Here is a 19,209-nt window from a genome sequence, read left to right on the forward strand (position 1 = left end):
ATGCAACTGCCTGCCCACCCAGAAGCTTTCCCTCTTTGCGCACAGCAAGGCGCCGTGCTCAGCCGCCAGGACCGTCTCGGTCGGCCGTTGAACGCCTTGGTCCGTGTGTCTATCGCCGGCGTTTGCCAGCCGTCACGGCTGCAGGCCGTGCTCGATGAGCTGCAACAGCGCCACGAAGTCCTGCGTACTCGCTACCTGCGGATCGACGGCTTGCGCCGCCCGGTGCAGGCGGTGGAGCAGGAGGTTCGGTCGCCGTTGTATCCGGCGCTGGCGGGGGAAGCCGGCGAGGTGGTGCGCCGTGCCCTGGAGCAGGTGGCGTTCGCCGCCGCCGTGGTGCAAGAGGCCAGTGATGCCAATGGCTTCGTGGTGGTGCTTGGCGCGTCCCTGGCCAGCGTCGATGCCCAGGCCTTGCAGCAATTGGCCGAGGAGCTGCGACAAGGCTACAGCAGCCACTTGCCGGCCGCCGATGAGGAGGCCCTGCAGTACATTGACTACGCCACCTGGCAAGGTGAACTGGTGGCTGCCGACCTCGGTGCGCAAGGCGCGTGCTATTGGCGCGGGGTACAACAGACAGTGTTGCCACGCGGGCCGTTGCCGTTCGAACGAGACGTGCAGGCCAGCCGGGTCGAGCAGTTGCGGGTGCCTGCTGACGAATTGCTGCAGGCCTTGGACCAGCGCGCCGCAGCCCTGGGGATGCCGGCCGACGACCTGCTGCTGTGCCTCTGGGGTGGTTTCCTGTGTCGCTTGACCGAGCAGCCACAGGTAAACCTGACGGTGACCCTGGAGGGGCGCAACGAGCAGGTGCAAGGAATCCTCGGCCGCTTCGAGCGTCGTCTGCCGATCAACCTGGTGTATGCCGCCGATGCCAGCCTGGTGCGTACGCTGGAGGATCTGCGTGGGCGCCTGGACGAGGCCCGCTCGTGGCTGGAATGCCTGGATGAAGGTGCCGTGGCCGGGCTCGACAGCGACGGCGGCTTTGGCTTCAGCGCTGAGTGTCGGCAGGTGGCGGGCGTCGAGGTGGAGCTCGATGCCTATGAATTGCCATTGCTGAGCCTGGGCCGGGAAGGCCGGATGCTGCGCCTGGAACATGCCGCCGAGCGCTTCGAACCCGCAGTGGCGGCGCTGTGGCTGGAGCAGTTCGGAGTCTTTGCCGGTTATGCGCTGACCGATCTCGAGCAGCGCCTGGCCCAGGTCAGCCTGCTGGGCGCCGCGGAGCGGGCGCGCATCGCCGCCTTCGAACTGGGCCCGGACATGCCCCTGGCATCGCCGGGGCTGTTGCACCGTCTGTTCGAGGCGCAAGTTGTCCGCAAGCACAACCAACTGGCGGTGCGCCAAGGCGAGCAGACACTCGATTACGCCACGCTGGAGCAGCGTGCCAACCAACTCGCCCATGCCTTGCAGGCCGTGGGCGTGGGGCGTGAGCGGATCGTCGGGGTGTATGCACGGCGTTCGCTGTCCGCCCTGGTGGCGATGCTGGGGATTCTCAAGGCCGGTGGCACCTATCTGCCGCTGGACCCGGACTACCCGGCCGAGCGCCTGGGTTTCATGCTCGCCGATGCCGGCGCGTCGTGCCTGCTGACCCTGGACCCCCTCGACAGCGAACTGCGCCTGCCAGCCGGGCTGGCGGTGCTGTCCCTGGCATCGGACTCGGTCATCTGGCAGGGGCCGGACGCACCTGTGCCAGTGACGGTGAGCGGCGATGACCTGGCTTATGTCATCTATACCTCTGGCTCCACCGGCACGCCCAAGGGCGTTGCCGTCAGCCATGCCAACGCCCTGGCCTCGACCCTGGCACGTTTCGTCCACTACCAGGCACCAGTGGAGTCGTTCCTCTTGCTCTCGTCGTTGTCGTTCGACAGTTCCGTCGCCGGGCTTTTCTGGACCCTGGGCCAGGGTGGCTGCCTGCACCTGCCCACACCCGGGCAAGCCAAGGACCCGCGGGCCATAGCGCAACTGCTGGGTGAACAGCGGATTTCCCACTACCTGGCATTGCCCGGCCTGCACGGCGAAGTGCTGGAACACCTGGGCGAGCAGCGCCTGCGCGTGGTGGTGGTCGCCGGCGAGGCGTGCACGCCGGCCTTGGTCGCGCGGCATTACCAGCGACTGCCCGACACCTTGTTGAGCAACGAGTACGGGCCGACTGAAGGCAGCGTCTGGTGCAGCGCCTGGAACGCCGACCTGGGGCCGGTGACCATCGGCCGCCCGGCACCGGGAATGCGCATGCTGCTGCTGGACGCCCAACTGGAACCGGTGCCGATCGGCCAGATTGGCCAGCTGTATGTCGCAGGGCCGGGGGTCACCCGTGGCTACCTGGATCGCCCGGCACTGACCGCTGAACGCTACCCGACGCTTGCCGATGGCAGTCGGGGCTATTGCACCGGCGACCTGGCGCGCTGGCGCACCGACGGCCAGTTGGAGTTCCTTGGGCGAATCGACGCCCAGGTGAAGATTCGCGGGTTCCGCATCGAGCCCGGCGAAGTGGAAGCCGTGCTGGCGGGTTGTGCAGGGGTCAGCGAGGCGGCGGTGGTGGTTCGTGAAACGGCCAATGGCGCGCAATTGCTGGCGTTTGTCGTGGCCCGCGCACAGGGCGCCGAGGAACCGCTTGCCGAGCGCCTGTTGGCCCAACTGGCACAGCGGCTGCCGGCGCACCTGATTCCGAGCGCTGTGCACCAACTGGAACACCTGCCGTTGATGCCCAACGGCAAGGTGGACCGCCGTGCACTGTCGGCCGAAGCCGTCGTCGAGCAGGCCTACCAGGCACCGCAGACTGAACTGCAACGCATCCTCGCCGGTGTCTGGCAGGACGCGCTGGGGGTTGAGCGGGTCGGCTTGCAAGACAACTTCTTCGCCCTCGGCGGTCACTCGCTGCTGGCCACCCGCTTGCGCGCGCGCCTGGCGGAACAACTGGGCATCGAACTGCCGTTACGGCTGTTCTTCGAGGGCGAAACCCTCGAGCGTTTCTGCGCCAAGGTCGCCCAATTGCAACAAGCACCCGGCAGTGACCTGGATGCGCTGGAAAATCTGTTTGCCGAAGTGGAGGCACCATGACTGTCGCTGATCGTTTGCTCGCCCTGGCCCGGCGCTTCGCCGAACTCGACCCGGCCGCGCGTCGCCAACTAGGTGAGAAGCTCAAGTCCCAGGGCATGAGCATTGAAAGCCTGCCGATTCCACCGCGCCCGGACAATGCTTCAGCACTGGCGGCGTCCTATGCGCAGCGTCGCTTGTGGACTCTTTGGCAACTGGACCGGGAGTCGGCCGCCTATAACCAGGCAGGCGTGCTGCACCTGCAAGGTGAGCTGGACGAGGCGGCATTGCAGGCGGCGCTCCACAGCCTGGTCGCCCGCCATGAAATCCTGCGCACCCGCTTTGCCGAGGTTGATGGCGAGCTGTCGCAAGTGATCCAGGCCCCCGTAGCGCAGGCCTGGCCAGTCCTCGATCTGCGCGCCATGGCCGATCCTGATGCGGCCCTGGCCACAGCCTTGCAAGACGCTGCCGGGCAAGCGTTTGACCTCTATCAAGGGCCGTTGCTGCAGTTCACCCTGGTACGTTTGGGCGAGCAGCGTCACGCCTTGTTGCTGGCGTTGCACCACATCGTTTCCGATGGCTGGTCAATGCAGATCCTGCTCGGCGAACTCGCGCAGGGCTATGCCGCCTACCTGCAGGGGCAGGCCCCGCAGTTGGCGGATTTGCCAGTGCAATATGCCGACTACGCGCTGTGGCAACGCAATTGGCTGGAAGCCGGCGAGGGCGAGCGCCAACTGGCCTATTGGCGCCAGACCCTGGGCGAGCGTCCGCCGATCCTCGAACTGCCGGCCGATCATGCGCGACCGGCGCAAATGAGCTTTCGCGGCGCGAGCCTGGGCTTTGAACTGGAACCGGCACTGAGCACGCGCCTCAAGGCGCTGGCCGCTGCCAGTGGTTGCAGCGTGTTCATGCTGTTGCTGGCCGCCTTCAAGGTCCTGCTGCACCGTTATACGGCGCAACAGGAACTGCTGGTGGGGGTACCGGTGGCCAACCGTCAGCGCCAGGAAGTCCAGGGGCTGATCGGCTTTTTCGTCAATACCCAGGTGTTGCGCAGCGAGCTGCAGCCGCGCCTGGCGTTCCGCTCCGTGCTCGACGCGGTCCGGCAGACGGTCATCGCCGCCCAGGACTGCCAGGACCTGCCGTTCGAGGAACTGGTGGACGCCCTCGGTGTAGAGCGCAGCCTGAGCCGCAACCCGCTGTTCCAGGTGATGTTCAATCACGAGCAGCGCAGCACTGCCGAACTCTCCGGCATGCCCGGCTTGCACGCCCGGCTGCAGGTGGCTACGCCGCAGATGGCCAAGTTCGACCTCAGCCTCGATACCGAGGAAGACGCCAATGGCGTGCTCAGTGGTGCCTTCACCTATGCCACCGACCTGTTCGATGCCGCGCGGATCGAGCGCATGCGCGGGCATTTCCTGCGTCTGTTGCACGACTGCGCCGAGCGTCCCGACGCGGCGATCGGCGACCTCACGCTGCTTGACGCCGATGAACGCCAGCAGGTCCTCGATGGCTGGAACGCCACTGCAGTCGACTACGCGCAGCCGCAGTGCCTGCAGGTGTTGCTGCAGGCGCAGGCGCTCGCTACACCCGAGGCTACGGCGCTGATCGTCGGCGATCGGCAACTTAGCTACGGCGAACTCAACGCTGCCGCCAATCGCCTGGCGCATTACCTGCGCTCGCGCGGCGTCGGCCCGGAGCATCTGGTCGGGGTGTTCGCCGAGCGTTCGCTGGAGATGGTGGTCGGCCTGCTCGCCGTGCTCAAGGCCGGCGCTGCCTACCTGCCGCTGGAACCGGATCAGCCTGACCAGCGCCTCGCCTACATGCTTGAGGACAGCGGCGCCAAACTGCTGCTGACCCAGGAGCATCTGCTGGCGCGCCTGCCTGCCAGCGATCGCCAGGTGCTGTGCCTGGACCGCGACGCTGCGCTGTTTGCCGAGTACCCGGTGGATGACCCGGACCTGCTCAACCACCCCGACCAGCTCGCCTATAGCATCTACACCTCCGGCACCACCGGCCGGCCAAAAGGGGCGGGCAACAGTCACGCCGCGCTGTGCAATCGCCTGCAATGGATGCAGGCCACTTTTGCCCTCGATCAGCACGACCGGGTGCTGCAAAAGACGCCGTTTGGTTTCGACGTATCGGTGTGGGAGTTCTTCTGGCCGCTGATGACCGGCGCGACCCTGGTCATGGCCGCTCCCGGCGCCCATCGCGACCCGGCCGAGCTCAAGGCGATCATCGCCGGGCACGGCATCAGCGTCCTGCACTTCGTGCCGTCCATGCTGCAAGCCTACCTGGCCACCGAGTCCCTGGCTGACTGTCCGCGCTTGCGCCTGGTGATGTGCAGCGGCGAAGCCTTGCCCGTGGATCTGCAGCAGCGCTTCCTGGCGCAGAGCAGCGCCGGCCTGCACAACCTTTATGGCCCCACCGAGGCGGCCATCGACGTCAGCCATTGGGCTTGCCATGACACCCCGGGCCTGCACAGCGTGCCGATTGGCCGGCCGATCGCCAACCTGCGCCTGTACGTGCTCGATGGACAATTGTTGCCGGTGGCCAAAGGTGTGCCGGGCGAGCTGTACATCGGCGGTGTTGGCCTGGCCCGGGGTTACCTGGGACGTCCCGGGCTGACTGCCGAGCGTTTTATCGCCGATCCGTTCGGCCAGGGCAGCCGGCTGTACCGTACCGGTGACCTGGCGCGCTGGCGTGACGATGGTGCGATCGAATACCTGGGACGAATCGACCATCAGGTAAAAATCCGTGGCTTGCGCATCGAGCTGGGGGAGATCCAGGCGCGTCTGCTGGAACACCCAGCGGTCAGCGAAGCGGTGGTGGTAGTGGCGCAAGCGATAGCCGGCAGCAAGCAATTGCTCGGCTATGTGGTCGCGGCGGCCGACGACGGCCTGGCAGACGCCCTGCGTCTGCGCTTGGGTGAAGCACTGCCGGAGTACATGGTGCCGGCGCAGATCATCGTGTTGGCGCAGATGCCCTTGAGCGCCAACGGCAAGCTCGACCGCAAGGCCTTGCCGGAGCCGGTGCGCAAGGTCCGCACCCTGGACGCGCCACAAGGGCCGGTGGAGCAGGCGCTGGCGACGATCTGGAGCCAGTTGCTGGGTGTCGATGAGATCGACGCCCAGGATAATTTTTTCGAACTCGGTGGCGACTCCATCATCGCCATCCAGGTCGCCAGCCGCGCCCGGTTGGCCGGTTGGCAGGTCGGTCCGCGGGATCTGTTCCGCCACCAGACCCTGCGCCAACTGGCACAGGTGGCCACGGCCCTGGGCCAGCAACGCGAAGGGGCTGCACGCCCGGAGCCGGGCGTTATCGCCCTGACGCCAGTACAGCAAAGGTTCTTCGCCACGCCCATGGTCCAGCGTCAGCACTGGAACCAGTCGTTGTTGCTGACCGTGGCAACGCCGCTGGCGGTGGCGCAACTGGAACAGGCGCTCACTACCCTGGTTGCTCATCACGATGCCTTGAACCTGCGTTGGCATCAGGAGCCCGCGGGCACCTGGCATGGCGCCTACGCGGCGCCCACCGGGGTCGAGGTCTGGAGCCGCGAGGCGGCGGATGCCGACGCCCTGGCGCTGCTCGTCAACCAGGCGCAACGCAGCCTGGACCTGGCGCACGGTCCACTGTTACGGGCCGTGTTGATCGACCTGAAAGGCGCTGGCCAGCGCCTGTTCCTGGCGATTCATCACCTGGTCGTGGACGGCGTTTCCTGGCGCATCCTGCTTGAAGACCTGCAGCAATTGCTGGCCGATAGCACTGCGGCGTTGCCGCGGCGCAGCCATGCCTTCGGTGAGTGGACGGGTTTTCTGGCGCAGCGCGCGCAGCACAGCGAGGTGCTGGCGCAAATGCCCTGGTGGCTGGCACAACTGGGCGAAGCTGCGGCCAGTTTCCCCGGGGCGCGCCACGCTGGCCCGGCCGCGGTCAGTGAGGCCGTGACGCTGGCCTTGGAGTTGGACCAGACCCAGACCCGCCAACTGCTGCGCGATGCCCCGGCGGCCTATCGCACCCAGGTCAACGACCTGCTGCTGTGTGCCCTGGCCCGGGCCTGGTGGCGCTGGAGCGAACAGGGCGAACTGTTGGTAGAGCTGGAAAGCCATGGCCGCGAGGAACATCTGGCTAACCTGGACCTGAGTCGGACCGTAGGCTGGTTCACTTCTACCTATCCTGTGCGGCTCCAGGCCGGCGCTGACCTGGGCCAATCGCTCAAGGCCACCAAGGAACAACTGCGTCGGGTGCCGGACGGCGGCCTGGGCTTCGGCCTGCTGCAACAGTTGGCTCCCGCACAGGTGCGGGCGCAGTTGGCGGCGCGGCCGGTGCCGCGCATCACCTTCAACTATCTGGGTCAGTTCGATACCAGCTTTGACGCTGGCCTGCTGCGCCGTGCGACGGAGCCTTGCGCAGACAGCCTGGACCCGGCGGCGCCGTTGTCCAATTGGCTGTCGATCGACGGCGGGGTGAACGACGGTCGCCTGCAGTTGGCCTGGACCTTCAGCCCGCAGCAACTCGACGCGCCGCGGCTGGCCGAACTGGTGGCACTGTATGAGGCCGAACTGTTGGCGCTGGTCGCCCATTGCCTGACGCCAGGCGTCGGCGGTGCGACGCCGTCGGACTTCCCCTTGGCGACCCTTGACCAAGCGCAACTGGATGCCCTGGCGCTGCCGCTGAGCCAGGTTGAAGACCTCTACCCGCTGTCGCCGATGCAGCACGGCATGCTGTTCCACAGCCTGTATCAACCGGGCGATGGCAGCTACATCAACCAGGTGCGCATGGATGCCGAAGGCCTCGATCCCGAGCGTCTGCGTGCCGCCTGGCAAGCGTCTTTGGACAGCCATGGCGTGCTGCGCAGTGGATTTGTCAGTCCGGCGGGCGGGGTGCCGTTGCAGGTCATCATGGGTGCTGTCGCGCTGGACTGGAGCGAGGCCGAGGCGGGTGATATCGAAGCCCTCGCCGAGGCCGAGCGCCGTCCCTTCGACCTGCTGCGTCCACCCTTGATGCGGCTGCTGCTGGTGCAGACCGGCACCGACCGGCATCACTTGATCTGGACCTGCCATCACTTGCTGCTCGATGGCTGGAGCCAGGCCCAGTTGTTCGCCGAGGTGATGCAGCGCTATGCCGGGCAAGCGCTGCCGACCCCTGTGGGGCGCTATCGTGACTATATTGCCTGGTTGGCCGGCAACCCTGCGGCCGCCAGCGAGCGCTTCTGGCGCGAGCAGTTGGCGCCGCTGCAGTCGCCCACCTCGCTGGCGGCGGCTATTGCCCTGGAAAATCCCGGGCAAGGCACCGCCGAGCATCGCTCGCAGCTGTCCAGCGCGACCAGCGAGCGTCTGCGCCAATTCGCCCGCCAGCGCAAGGTCACCCTCAGCAGTCTGCTGCAGGCTGCCTGGCTGTTGCTGCTGCAGCGCTACACCGGCCAGGCGTGCGTGGCCTTCGGCGCCACCGTCGCCGGGCGTCCGGCCGAGTTGCCGGGGATCGAGCAGCAACTGGGGCTGTTCATCAATACCTTGCCGGTGGTTGCCAGCCCGCACCCACAGCTCACCGTCGGCCAATGGCTGGACCACGTCCAGGCTCTGGGCCTGGCGGTGCGCGAGCATGAACACTCGGCGCTGTATGACATTCAACGCTGGGCCGGGCAGGGCGGGCAGAGCCTGTTCGAGCAGATCCTGGTGTTCGAGAACTACCCGCTCGATAGCGCGTTGTTGAGTGGCCAGGGCGATGGCCCACGGTTCTCCAATCTGCTCAGCCGCGAGCAGGGCAATTACCCACTGATGCTGCTGGTCAACCAGGGCGACTCGTTGGCGTTCTGCTACAGCTATGACCGTGCCCGCTTCGATAGCGCGGCGATCGAGCGCCTCGACGGCCACCTGCAGCAGCTGTTGCTGGCGATCAGCGAGGACGCCAGCCTGCGTTTGGGGCAACTGCCGTTGTTGGGCGTCAGCGAACGGGCAGCGGTATTGAATGCCGGTGCTGCCCACGACCACGGGGTGGCCGATTTTGACCTGGTGCAACAATTCCAGCGCCAGGCCGCCCGTGTGCCGCAGGCGATTGCGCTGCGCCAGGCGCAACTGTGCCTGAGCTACGCCGAACTGAATCGCCAGGCCAACCGCTTGGCCCATCGCCTGCAAGCCGCGGGCGTGGGGCCGGATGTGTTGGTGGGCGTGTGCCTGGAACGCGGGCCGCAGCTCCTGGTGGCCTTGCTGGCCGTGCTCAAGACCGGTGGCGCCTACGTGCCGCTGGACCCTGAGTTCCCGGCCGAACGGCTGCGGCACATGCTCGATGACAGCGGCGCTGCGCTGTTGCTCAGCGAGACCGCGTTGCAGCCCGCGCTGCAGGCGCTGGGCACGGTCGCCGAGTGCTGGTGGCTGGATCAACTGGAGGAGCAAGGCCGCGACTGCAACCCAGCTCCATTGGCCGGCGGCGAGCACTTGGCCTACGTGATCTACACCTCTGGCTCCACCGGCAAACCCAAGGGTGTGGCCGTGCGCCGTGCCGGGCTGGGCAACTTCCTGGCGAGCATGGCCCAGGCGCCGGGCTTGGAGCAGAGCGGTCGATTGCTGGCCCTGACCTCGCTGTCGTTCGACATCGCGGTCCTGGAGCTGTATTTGCCGCTGGTCAGTGGCGCCAGCGTGGTGCTGGTGGACCGCGACACCGCCCGTGATCCGCAGCGCCTGTGGGCGCAGATCGAACAACAGCAAGTGACCGCGATCCAGGCCACGCCTTCGACCTGGCGCATGCTCGCCGAACACCCAAGCCTGCCGGCCCTGGCCGGCCGCCAGGTGCTGTGCGGTGGCGAAGCCTTGCCGGCCGATCTGGCGCGCAGCCTGAGCGCGGTCGCCGGTGGTTTGTGGAACCTGTATGGCCCGACCGAGACCACGGTGTGGTCGGCGCGTTACCGGCTGGACGCCGAACACCCGCAGGTGTTGCTCGGTGAAGCCCTGGCCAACACCGCGCTGCACGTCCTCGATGATGACCTTGAGCCGTTGCCGCTGGGAGTGGCCGGCGAGCTGTACATCGGCGGCGAAGGCCTGGCGCGGGGTTACCACGCCCGGCCGGCACTCACGGCCGAGCGTTTTGTCGCCGACCCATTTGGCGACGGCGCGCGGCTGTATCGCACTGGCGACCTGGTATGCCGCCGTGCCGATGGTGCGCTGGAATACCTGGGCCGGATCGACCAGCAGGTGAAGATCCGTGGGTTCCGCATCGAGCTGGGCGAAATCGAAGCCTGCCTGCTGGCAGAGCCGGGGGTGCGCGAAGCAGCGGTAGTCGCGCGGCACAACCAGTTGATTGGTTATGTGGTGGCCGAACCCGACGACGCCCTGTTGGGCCGCTTGCGTGAACGCCTGCAAGCACAGCTGCCGGACTACATGGTGCCGGCGCGGTTGATGCGTCTGGAGCACATGCCGCAGACACCGAACCGCAAGCTCGATCGCAAGGCCTTGCCGGAGCCGGAGCTGGAAACCCGGGTGCACGTGGCGCCGCAAGGCGCGGTAGAAACCCTGCTGGCCGCGATCTGGCAAAGCGTGCTGAACGTGCCTCAGGTCAGTGCCGAGGACAACTTCTTCGAACTGGGCGGCGACTCGATCGTCTCGGTGCAAGTGGTGGCGCGGGCCCGTGAAGCCGGCCTGACGCTGACCCCGCGCGACCTGTTCGAGCAACAGACGGTACGTCGCCTGGCCTTGGTCGCCGGGCATCTGCTACCGCAGGCGGCACCACCGCTCGCCGGTGGCACTGGTCTGGGTTGGCTGGATGACGCCGCCTGGGCGCGGTTGCCGGTCAGCCGCGCGGCACTGGCAGATGCCTACCCCCTGTCGCCGATGCAGCAAGGCTTGCTGTTCCATGGCCTGAGCGACACCACCGCCGGCGTCTACGTCAACCAACTGGCATTCGACGTCGATGACCTCGATCCCCAGCGCTTGCGCCAGGCCTGGCAACAACTGATCGCGCGCCATCCGATCCTGCGCACCGCCTTTGCCTGGGATGGCCTGGATCAGCCCCTGCAACTGGTTTACCAGCAGGTCCCAGAGGCCTGGGAAGAGCACGACTGGCGTGGCCGCGATGTTAGCCCAGAGGCCCTGGCGGAGTTCGCCGAGCAACAGCGTGGCGTGGCATTCAGCTTTGACGTGCCGGTGTTGCAGCGGGTCCAGGTATTGCGCCTGGACGCCCAGCGCTCCCGCCTGGTGTGGACGTACCACCATCTGCTGCTCGATGGCTGGAGCAGTGCGCGGATGATCGAGCAATGGCTGGGTCTGTATGTCGGTGAAGACACTGGCGCCCAGGCCGGCCGTTATGGCGACTACATCGACTGGCTGCAGCGCCAGGATCCGCTGCGTGGCGAAGCATTCTGGAAGGCCCGCACCGCGACACTCGATGCGCCGACCTTGCTCGCCGGGACCGCGACCGCGACCGGGACCGGGACCGCGCCGGCGTCGCAGCACCTGCTGGAGTTCAATCTGGAGGTCCAGGCGACCGACCGCCTGAAGGATTTTGCCCGCCGCCAGCGGGTCACCCTCAATACCCTGGTGCAAGCGGCCTGGCTGCTGCTCCTGCAACGCCACAGTGGCCAGCGCGTGGTGTGCTGCGGGGTCACGCTGTCGGGGCGTCCGGCCGATCTGGCCGGCAGTGCCGAGATGCTTGGGCTGTTCATCAATACCTTGCCGCTGATCGCCGAGCCGCTGGTCCAGCAGCCGTTGGCTGACTGGCTCTTGCAGTTGCAGGGCGAGACCTTGCAGTTGCAAGAGCAGGCGCAGGTGCCGTTGTACGAGGTGCAGCGCTGGGCGGGCAGTGCCGGCCAGTCACTGTTCGACAGCTTGCTGGTGTTTGAGAACTACCCGGTGGACGCAGCCCTGCGCAGCCGTGCGATCCAGCGGTTGGGCATCGCTGGGGTGCACCAGCGCGAGTCCAGCCACTATCCGCTGACCCTCACGGTCAACCCGGGTGAGCAACTGCAATTGGCCTTCGCGGCCCGTAGCGAGGCATTCAGCGAGGAATTCCTGGCACAACTGGCGGGGCACCTGGGTGAGTTGCTGCGCGCGCTGCCGGGGGATCCACAGCGCTGCCTCGGCGAGCTGGCGATGCTTACGCCAGAAGCCCGTGAGCGCGCCATCGACCGCGCTCGGCAAACCCCGGCGCTGGCGGAGGGGCTGAGCCTGCCGACGCTGTTCGCCGAGCAAGCGCGGCGCACGCCGTCTTTGCCGGCGGTCAGCGACGCCGCCGAAACGCTCGACTATGCCAGCCTCGATCAGGCCTCCACGCGCCTGGCCCAGCACCTGCTGGCCCATGGTGTGGGGCCGGCGACGTTGGTCGGGGTGTGCCTGGAGCGTCGGGCCCAGTTGCTGGTGACCTTGCTCGCCGTGCTCAAGGCCGGCGCTGCCTACGTGCCGCTGGACCCGGAGTTCCCGGCTGAGCGCCTGCGCCACATGCTCGATGACAGTCAGGCGCGCTGGGTGTTGACCGACAGTGCGTTGCTCGACCAACTGCCGCCAGCCACCCCCGGCCAGCAGCGCTGGTGCCTCGACCAACTGGACTTGCCGGCTGCCGAGCCGACCTCGCCAGGCCTGCCGAGCATCGACCCGCAGCAACTGGCCTACATCATCTATACCTCGGGCTCCACCGGGCTGCCCAAGGGTGTCGCCGTGCACCACGGGGCACTGGCCAACTTCCTGTCGAGCATGGCCCAGGCTCCGGGCCTGGCAATCGGCGAAAAGGTCCTGGCGCTGACTTCACTGTCCTTTGATATCGCGGCGCTGGAGCTTTACCTGCCACTGGTGTCGGGCGCTAGCGTGGTGATGGCCGATCGGCTGCTGGCCCGCGACGCCGGCCGCTTGCTGCAGTACATCGCCGACCAGGGCGTCGGCTGCGTGCAAGCCACACCGTCGACTTGGCGGATGCTCAGTGAGCATCCGCAGTTCAGCACCCTGAATGGGGTGCGCGCGTTGTGCGGCGGCGAGGCCTTGGCCAGCGATCTGGCGGCACGCCTGCAGACTGTGGTCGGTGAGTTGTGGAACCTCTATGGCCCGACCGAGACCACCATCTGGTCGGCGCGCAAGCGCCTGGACCGTGATGCACCGCAAGTGCTGCTCGGTGAAGCCATCGCCGGCACCGCCTTGCATGTTCTCGACGAAAGCCTGGAGCCAGCGGCCGAAGGCGTGGCCGGTGAGCTGTACATCGGTGGCGTCGGCCTGGCCCGCGGGTATCACCGCCGTCCGGGCCTGACGGCCGAGCGTTTCATCGCCGCGCCCTTCGGCGCTGCTGGCGAGCGTTTGTACCGCACGGGCGACCTGGTGCGCTGGCGCGGCGCGGCGCTGGAGTACCTGGGGCGGATCGACCAGCAGGTGAAGATCCGCGGCTACCGCATCGAACTCGGTGAGATCGAAGCCTGCCTGCGCCGCTTCCAGGGCGTGCGCGAAGCCGCTGTGGTGGCGCGTCCCGGACCTGCCGGGAGCGTGCTGGTGGGCTACGTCGAAGCGGATGCGGCGCCTGGGCTGGCGGCACTGCTCAAGCAGCAACTGCAAGCGGCACTGCCGGATTACATGGTGCCGGCGCAGATCGTGGTGCTGGCGCGGATGCCGCATACCCCCAATGGCAAGCTCGATCGCAAGGCGTTGCCGGCGCCTGGTTGGCAGGCACGCCAGCATGTCGAGCCGCGCACGGCGCAGGAGCGTCAGTTGGCCGCGATCTGGTGTGAGCTGCTGGGCCTGGAGCGCGTGGGCATCGACGACGATTTCTTCGAGCTCGGCGGACATTCGTTGCTCTTGACCCGCCTGGTGTCGCGGATCCGCGAGACCTTTGGCCTCGATCTGCCGATTCACACGCTGTTCGACTACCCCAGCGTCGGCGCCCTTGCCGCACAGCTGGCACATGCACCTGCCGTCGCTGACGACGGGTTGCAGCTGGATTTCATGAATGATTTGCTGGAAGAACTGGAGCAGGCCGAATGAGTAGTGTCCTAGACCCCAAGGTAGCGGCGCAGGACCGTGAGTTTCAGGCCATCAGTGCGCGCCTGGCACAACTGCCGCAGGACAAGCAGCAACTGTTTCTCGCCAAACTGGCCGCCGCGGGCGTCAACCTGCGGCGTCTGCCGGTACCGGGCCTGGCGCGTGACGGCGCCCTGGCCCTGTCTGCCGCGCAGAGCCGGCAATGGTTCATCTGGAAACTCGATCCCCAGGCGCCGACCTACAACCTGCACCGCGCCGTGCGCCTGACCGGCAAGGTCAACCAGGAGGCCATCGGCAATGCGTTGCGCGCTATCCTCGCGCGACACGAAAACCTGCGCAGCCGTTTCCATGAGGTGGACGGCCAGCCGCACCTGTTGATCGAACCCAAGGTCGAACTGGACGTGGTTTACCAGGACCTCGCCGAGCTTGCAGCGCCAGCGCGTCAGGCGCGGGTCGACGAGCTGCACATGGCGTGCGCCATTACCCCTTATGACCTGGCCAACGGACCGTTGCTGCGCGTGACCGTGCTGCGCCTGGCGGCCGATGAGCATCTGCTGTTGCTGGGGGTGCACCACATCGTCGCCGATGGCTGGTCGATGAACCTGCTGGTGGACGAGTTCACCCGTGGCTACAACGCCCATTGCCGAGGCGTGGCCACTGAGTTGCCGGTGCTGACGGCACAGTACGCCGACTGCGCCGCATGGCAACGCAAGTTGCTGGCAGCGGGCGAGGGCGAGCGCCAGCTGGAATATTGGCTGCAACGCCTGGCCGGTGAGGCGCCGTCCCTGGAACTGCCGTTCGACCACCAGCGTCCGGCGCGCCCCAGCGGCCAGGGCGCAGTGCTGTGCTTCGAGATCGAGCCCGCACTGGCCGGGCGCCTGCGCAAGGTGGCCCAGGCCCGTGGGGCGACGCTGTTCATGTTGCTGCTGGCAGCGTTCAAGGTGCAGTTGTATCGCTACAGCGGGCAGGGCGACCTGCGCGTCGGCGTGCCGATTGCGGGCCGGGGCAACAGTGAAAGCGAGCGTCTGATCGGCTTCTTCGTCAACACCCTGGTGATGCGCACCGCGCTGGATGGGCGTGAGTCCTTTGAAACCCTGTTGGCGCGTGTGCGCCAGGGCGCGCTGGCCGATCAGGCCAATCAGGACCTGCCATTCGAGCAATTGGTCGAGGCGCTGGCGCCGCAGCGCAGCCTCAGTCACAACCCGCTGTTCCAGGTGATCTATAACCACCAGTGGTACGCCAGTGCGGCCCTGCAGACCCTGGACGGGGTGGTCATGCAATCGTTGCCGCCGGTCATGCGCGCGGTGGATTGCGATCTGGCGCTGGACACTGCCGAGGATTCCACCGGCCGCCTGTTGTGTGAACTGAGTTACGCCACCGATCTGTTCAGCGCGCCGCGTATCGAGCGCTGGCGCCGGCACTTCGAGGCGCTGCTGGAGCAGATTGCCGACCACCCGCAAGCGCGCCTGTGCGATTTCGATTTGCACGAGCCGGCGGCCTGGCAGCAGTTGTTAGCCTGGAACGCGCTGCCTGCCAGCATCCAGGACGAGCAACGGGTAGACCTGCGGATCGCCGAATGGGCGGTGCGTACCCCAGACGCCCCCGCCGTGCGTTGCGGCGAGCAGGTCCTGAGCTTTGCCGAGCTTGAGCGCGAGGCCAATCAACTGGCCTGCTACCTGCACGCCCGTGGTGTCGGTCCCGAGTGTCGGGTCGGTGTCGGCCTGCCACGTTCGCCACGGTTGCTGGTGGCGCTGCTGGCGGTGCTCAAGACCGGGGCGGCCTATGTGCCGCTCGACCTGGACTACCCGCAGGAGCGCCTGGCGTACCAGATCCGTGATGCCGGCCTGGCCTGGTTGCTGGGCGACAGCCGTGACCCTCGCCGGGCGCCGCTGCCTGAAGGGGTCGAACGCCTGGACCTGGACCTGCTGGACCTGACGCGCGAGCCTGACCTGGCGCCGCCGGTCACCCCCCATGGGCACAACCTGGCGTATCTGATCTACACCTCCGGTTCCACCGGTTTGCCCAAGGGGGTAGCGGTGGCCCATGGTCCGTTGGCCATGCATTGCCGGACCATCGGCGCGCGCTACGAAATGACCCCGGCCGACCGTGAATTGCACTTCATGTCGTTCGCCTTCGACGGTGCCCACGAGCGCTGGCTGACGGCCCTGACCCACGGTGCCAGCCTGGTGCTGCGCGACGATAGCCTGTGGACGCCGGAGCAGACCTACCAGGCCATGGGCCGTTACGGGGTGACCGTCGCGGCCTTCCCGCCAGCCTACCTGCAGCAGATTGCCGAACACGCCGAGGGCCGCGATGACGTGCCTGCGGTACGGGTCTACTGCTTTGGCGGGGACGCGGTACCCCACGCCAGTTTCGAGCAAGTGCGCCAGGCCTTGCGCCCGGCGTGGATCATCAACGGCTACGGGCCGACCGAGACCGTGGTCACGCCTCTGATCTGGAAGGCCGGCCCGGCCGATCACTGCCAGGCCGGTTACGCGCCGATCGGCGACCGCGTCGGCGCGCGCAGTGCCTGGGTCCTGGACGCTGACCTGAACCCAGTGTCGACGGGCGTGTGTGGCGAGCTTTACCTGGGCGGCGAAGGCCTGGCCCGGGGCTATTTCCAGCGTCCGGGGCTGACCGCCGAACGCTTCGTCGCCGACCCGTTCGGCGCGCCGGGCGCACGCCTGTATCGCACCGGCGACCTGGTGCGCCAGCGTGCGGACGGGATCCTCGATTACCTGGGCCGGGTCGACCATCAGATCAAGGTCCGTGGCTTTCGCATTGAGCCGGGGGAGATTGAAGCGCGCCTGCGTGCCGACGCCCGGGTGCGCGAGGCGCTGGTGGTGGCGCGCGAAACCCTCACCGGCAAGCAACTGGTGGCTTATGTAGCGGCTGACGATGAGCAGTTGGGCGCTGAACTGCGGGCGTTGCTGCGTGAACAACTGCCGGACTACATGGTGCCGGCGCGGATCATGGTGATGCCGCAGTTGCCGCGCAACGCCAACGGCAAGCTGGACCGCAATCAACTGCCCGAGCCGGTGTGGCAGGCAGACAGCGAAGGCTACCAGGCCCCGGAGGGCGAACACGAGCAACTGCTGGCGCAGATCTGGAGCGAAGTGCTCGGCCTGCCGCAAGTCGGCGCGCTCGATCACTTCTTCGAGCTAGGCGGCCATTCGCTGCTGGCGGTGCAAGTGGTGGCGCGCCTGAAGAAACGCCTGGGCCTGGAAGTGCCGGTGCGCCAGCTATTCGATACGCCGCGCTTGCGCGACCTGGCGGTGACCTTGGCCCAGCCCGCCAACGCCAGCGGTGCGCCGTCGTTGCACGCGTTGACGCATACCGACGGCGCACCGCTGTCGTTCAATCAGCAGCGCCTGTGGTTCCTGTGGAAACTGGCCCCCGAGAGTGCGGCCTACAACATTGCGGGTGGCCTGCGTTTACGCGGCACGCTGCGGGTGACCGCGCTGCAGGTGGCATTCGAGCAACTGCAGGCGCGCCATTCGGCGCTGCGCACGGTGTTCGAGGACGATGGCGAGCGGGTGTGCCAGCGGGTCATTGATGACCTGCCATTGGCGTTCAGCGAAGTCAGCCTGCAACACCTGGCGGCCGATGAGCGCGAAAGCCAGTTGGCCCAGCGCATGGCCGAGGAGGCGAACTACGCCTTCGACCTGGCCGCTGGCCCGTTGATGCGGGTGTGCCTGGTGCGCCTGGCGGCAGAGGAACACGTGTTGCTGCTGACCCTGCACCACATCATTGCCGACGGTGCCTCGGTGAAACTGCTGCTGGAGGAGTTTGCCAGTTGTTACCGCGCCCAGTGCGCCGGTGCGGTCCCACAGTTGCCAGGGTTGACCATCCAGTACGCTGACTTCGCCGTGTGGCAGCGGCAATGGCTGGCCAGCGGCGAGTGCGCGCGACAGTTGGCGCACTGGTCGCGGCACCTGGGCCGCGAGCATCCGCTGCTTGAACTGCCCCTGGACCACCCACGTCCGGCGCAGCAGAGCTTTCGCGGCGACAGCTGCGAATTCGCCGTGCCGGCGGCACTGGCGCAGCAACTGCAGCGCCTGGCGCTGGAGCAGGGCAGTTCGCTGTTCATGCTGTTGCTGGCAGCTTTCGGCGTGTTGCTGATGCGCTACAGCGGTCAGCGCGACCTGCGGATCGGCGTGCCGATTGGCGGCCGGCAGCAAGAGGAAACCGAGGGCCTGGTGGGCTTTTTCGTCAACACCCAGGTATTGCGCCTGCAGATCGACGGCCAAGCCTCGTTCAGCCGGCTGCTGAGCCAGACCCGCAACGACGTGCTGGACGCCCAGGCCCACCAGGACCTGCCGTTCGAACAACTGGTCGAGGCCTTGCAGCCGCAACGCAGCCTCAGCCACAACCCGTTGTTCCAAGTGCTGTTCAATCACGATCGGGTCGACAGCCTGGCCAGCCTGGCACTGCCGGGGCTGACGGTCGAGGCGCTGGCCGGCGCCCGACGCAGCACCCAGTTCGACCTGGTACTGGACACCCGCGAGTGCGCCGACGGTCAATTGCTCGGTAGCTTCGGCTATGCCAGCGACTTGTTCGAGCGTGCCACGGTGACACGCCTTGGCGGGCACTTCCTGCGCTTGCTGCAGGCGATCGCCCAGGCGCCAGAAGAGGCGGTGGAGCGCCTGCCGTTGCTCGCCTTCGAGGAGCGCGAGCAACTGCTGCAAGGCTGGAACGCCACCGAGCGCGACTACCGCCAGGTGCCGATGCTGCCGCAACTGATTAGTCACCAGGCCGAAAAAACTCCCCACGCCTGTGCGCTGGTCTACGGCGAGCGCCAGTTCACTTATGCCGAGCTTGAGACACGGGCCAACCGCCTGGCCCACTGGCTGCGCAGCCAAGGGGTGGGTTGTGATGTGCGGGTTGGGGTGTTCGCCGAGCGCTCGGCAGAACTGGCCATCGCTTTGCTGGCGATCGTCAAGGCGGGCGGCGCCTATCTGCCGCTCGATCCGGACTACCCGGCCGATCGCCTGGCCTTCATGCTCGAGGACAGCCACGTGCCGTTGTTGCTCACCCAGCAGGCGCTGCTCGAGCGCTTGCCGGCGTGCAACGCGCCGGTGTGGTGCCTGGACCGCGACTGGGCGCAGACCGACGACCAGCCCGAGCACGCGCCCGCCATCGAGTATCCGCCGCAGAGCCTGGTCTACTGCATCTACACCTCCGGCTCCACGGGCCGGCCCAAAGGCGTGGGCAACCATCACGCGGGCCTGCTCAATCGCCTGCAGTG

3 protein-coding genes (1 of these 3 cut by a window edge) are annotated in these 19,209 nt (G+C 67.2%); all 3 read left to right on the plus strand.

The genetic code is table 11. The features are described from left to right. Tightly spaced (each overlapping or abutting the next), the 3 genes in view from PspS04_RS12825 to PspS04_RS12835 form a layout consistent with a single transcriptional unit that may run on beyond the window. Positions 1-3,048 carry a non-ribosomal peptide synthetase gene (locus PspS04_RS12825; protein ID WP_159995663.1) on the plus strand — a complete coding sequence of 1,016 codons (3,048 nt, stop codon included), beginning with the start codon at positions 1-3 and terminating at the stop codon, positions 3,046-3,048. Next, positions 3,045-13,964, plus strand: a complete 10,920-nt coding sequence (locus tag PspS04_RS12830) for a non-ribosomal peptide synthetase (RefSeq protein ID WP_159995665.1) — start codon at positions 3,045-3,047, stop codon at positions 13,962-13,964. The genes PspS04_RS12825 and PspS04_RS12830 overlap by 4 nt, the downstream gene beginning before the upstream one ends. Further along, on the plus strand, positions 13,961-19,209 hold the start of the coding sequence (locus PspS04_RS12835; RefSeq protein WP_159995667.1) for a non-ribosomal peptide synthase/polyketide synthase. It continues 8,869 nt past the right edge of the window; 5,249 of the gene's 14,118 nt are visible here — the first part of the coding sequence; its start codon is at positions 13,961-13,963; the stop codon falls past the right edge of the window. The genes PspS04_RS12830 and PspS04_RS12835 overlap by 4 nt, the downstream gene beginning before the upstream one ends.

It is taken from the genome of Pseudomonas sp. S04, from assembly GCF_009834545.1.
In the GTDB taxonomy this organism is placed as follows: Bacteria; Pseudomonadota; Gammaproteobacteria; order Pseudomonadales; family Pseudomonadaceae; genus Aquipseudomonas.

Coding starts and splice junctions, on each gene's coding strand:
- PspS04_RS12830 (WP_159995665.1), top strand. CDS start 3,045: ATGACTGTCGCTGATCGTTTGCTCGCCCTGGCCCGGCGCTTCGCCGAA.
- PspS04_RS12825 (WP_159995663.1), top strand. CDS start 1: ATGCAACTGCCTGCCCACCCAGAAGCTTTCCCTCTTTGCGCACAGCAA.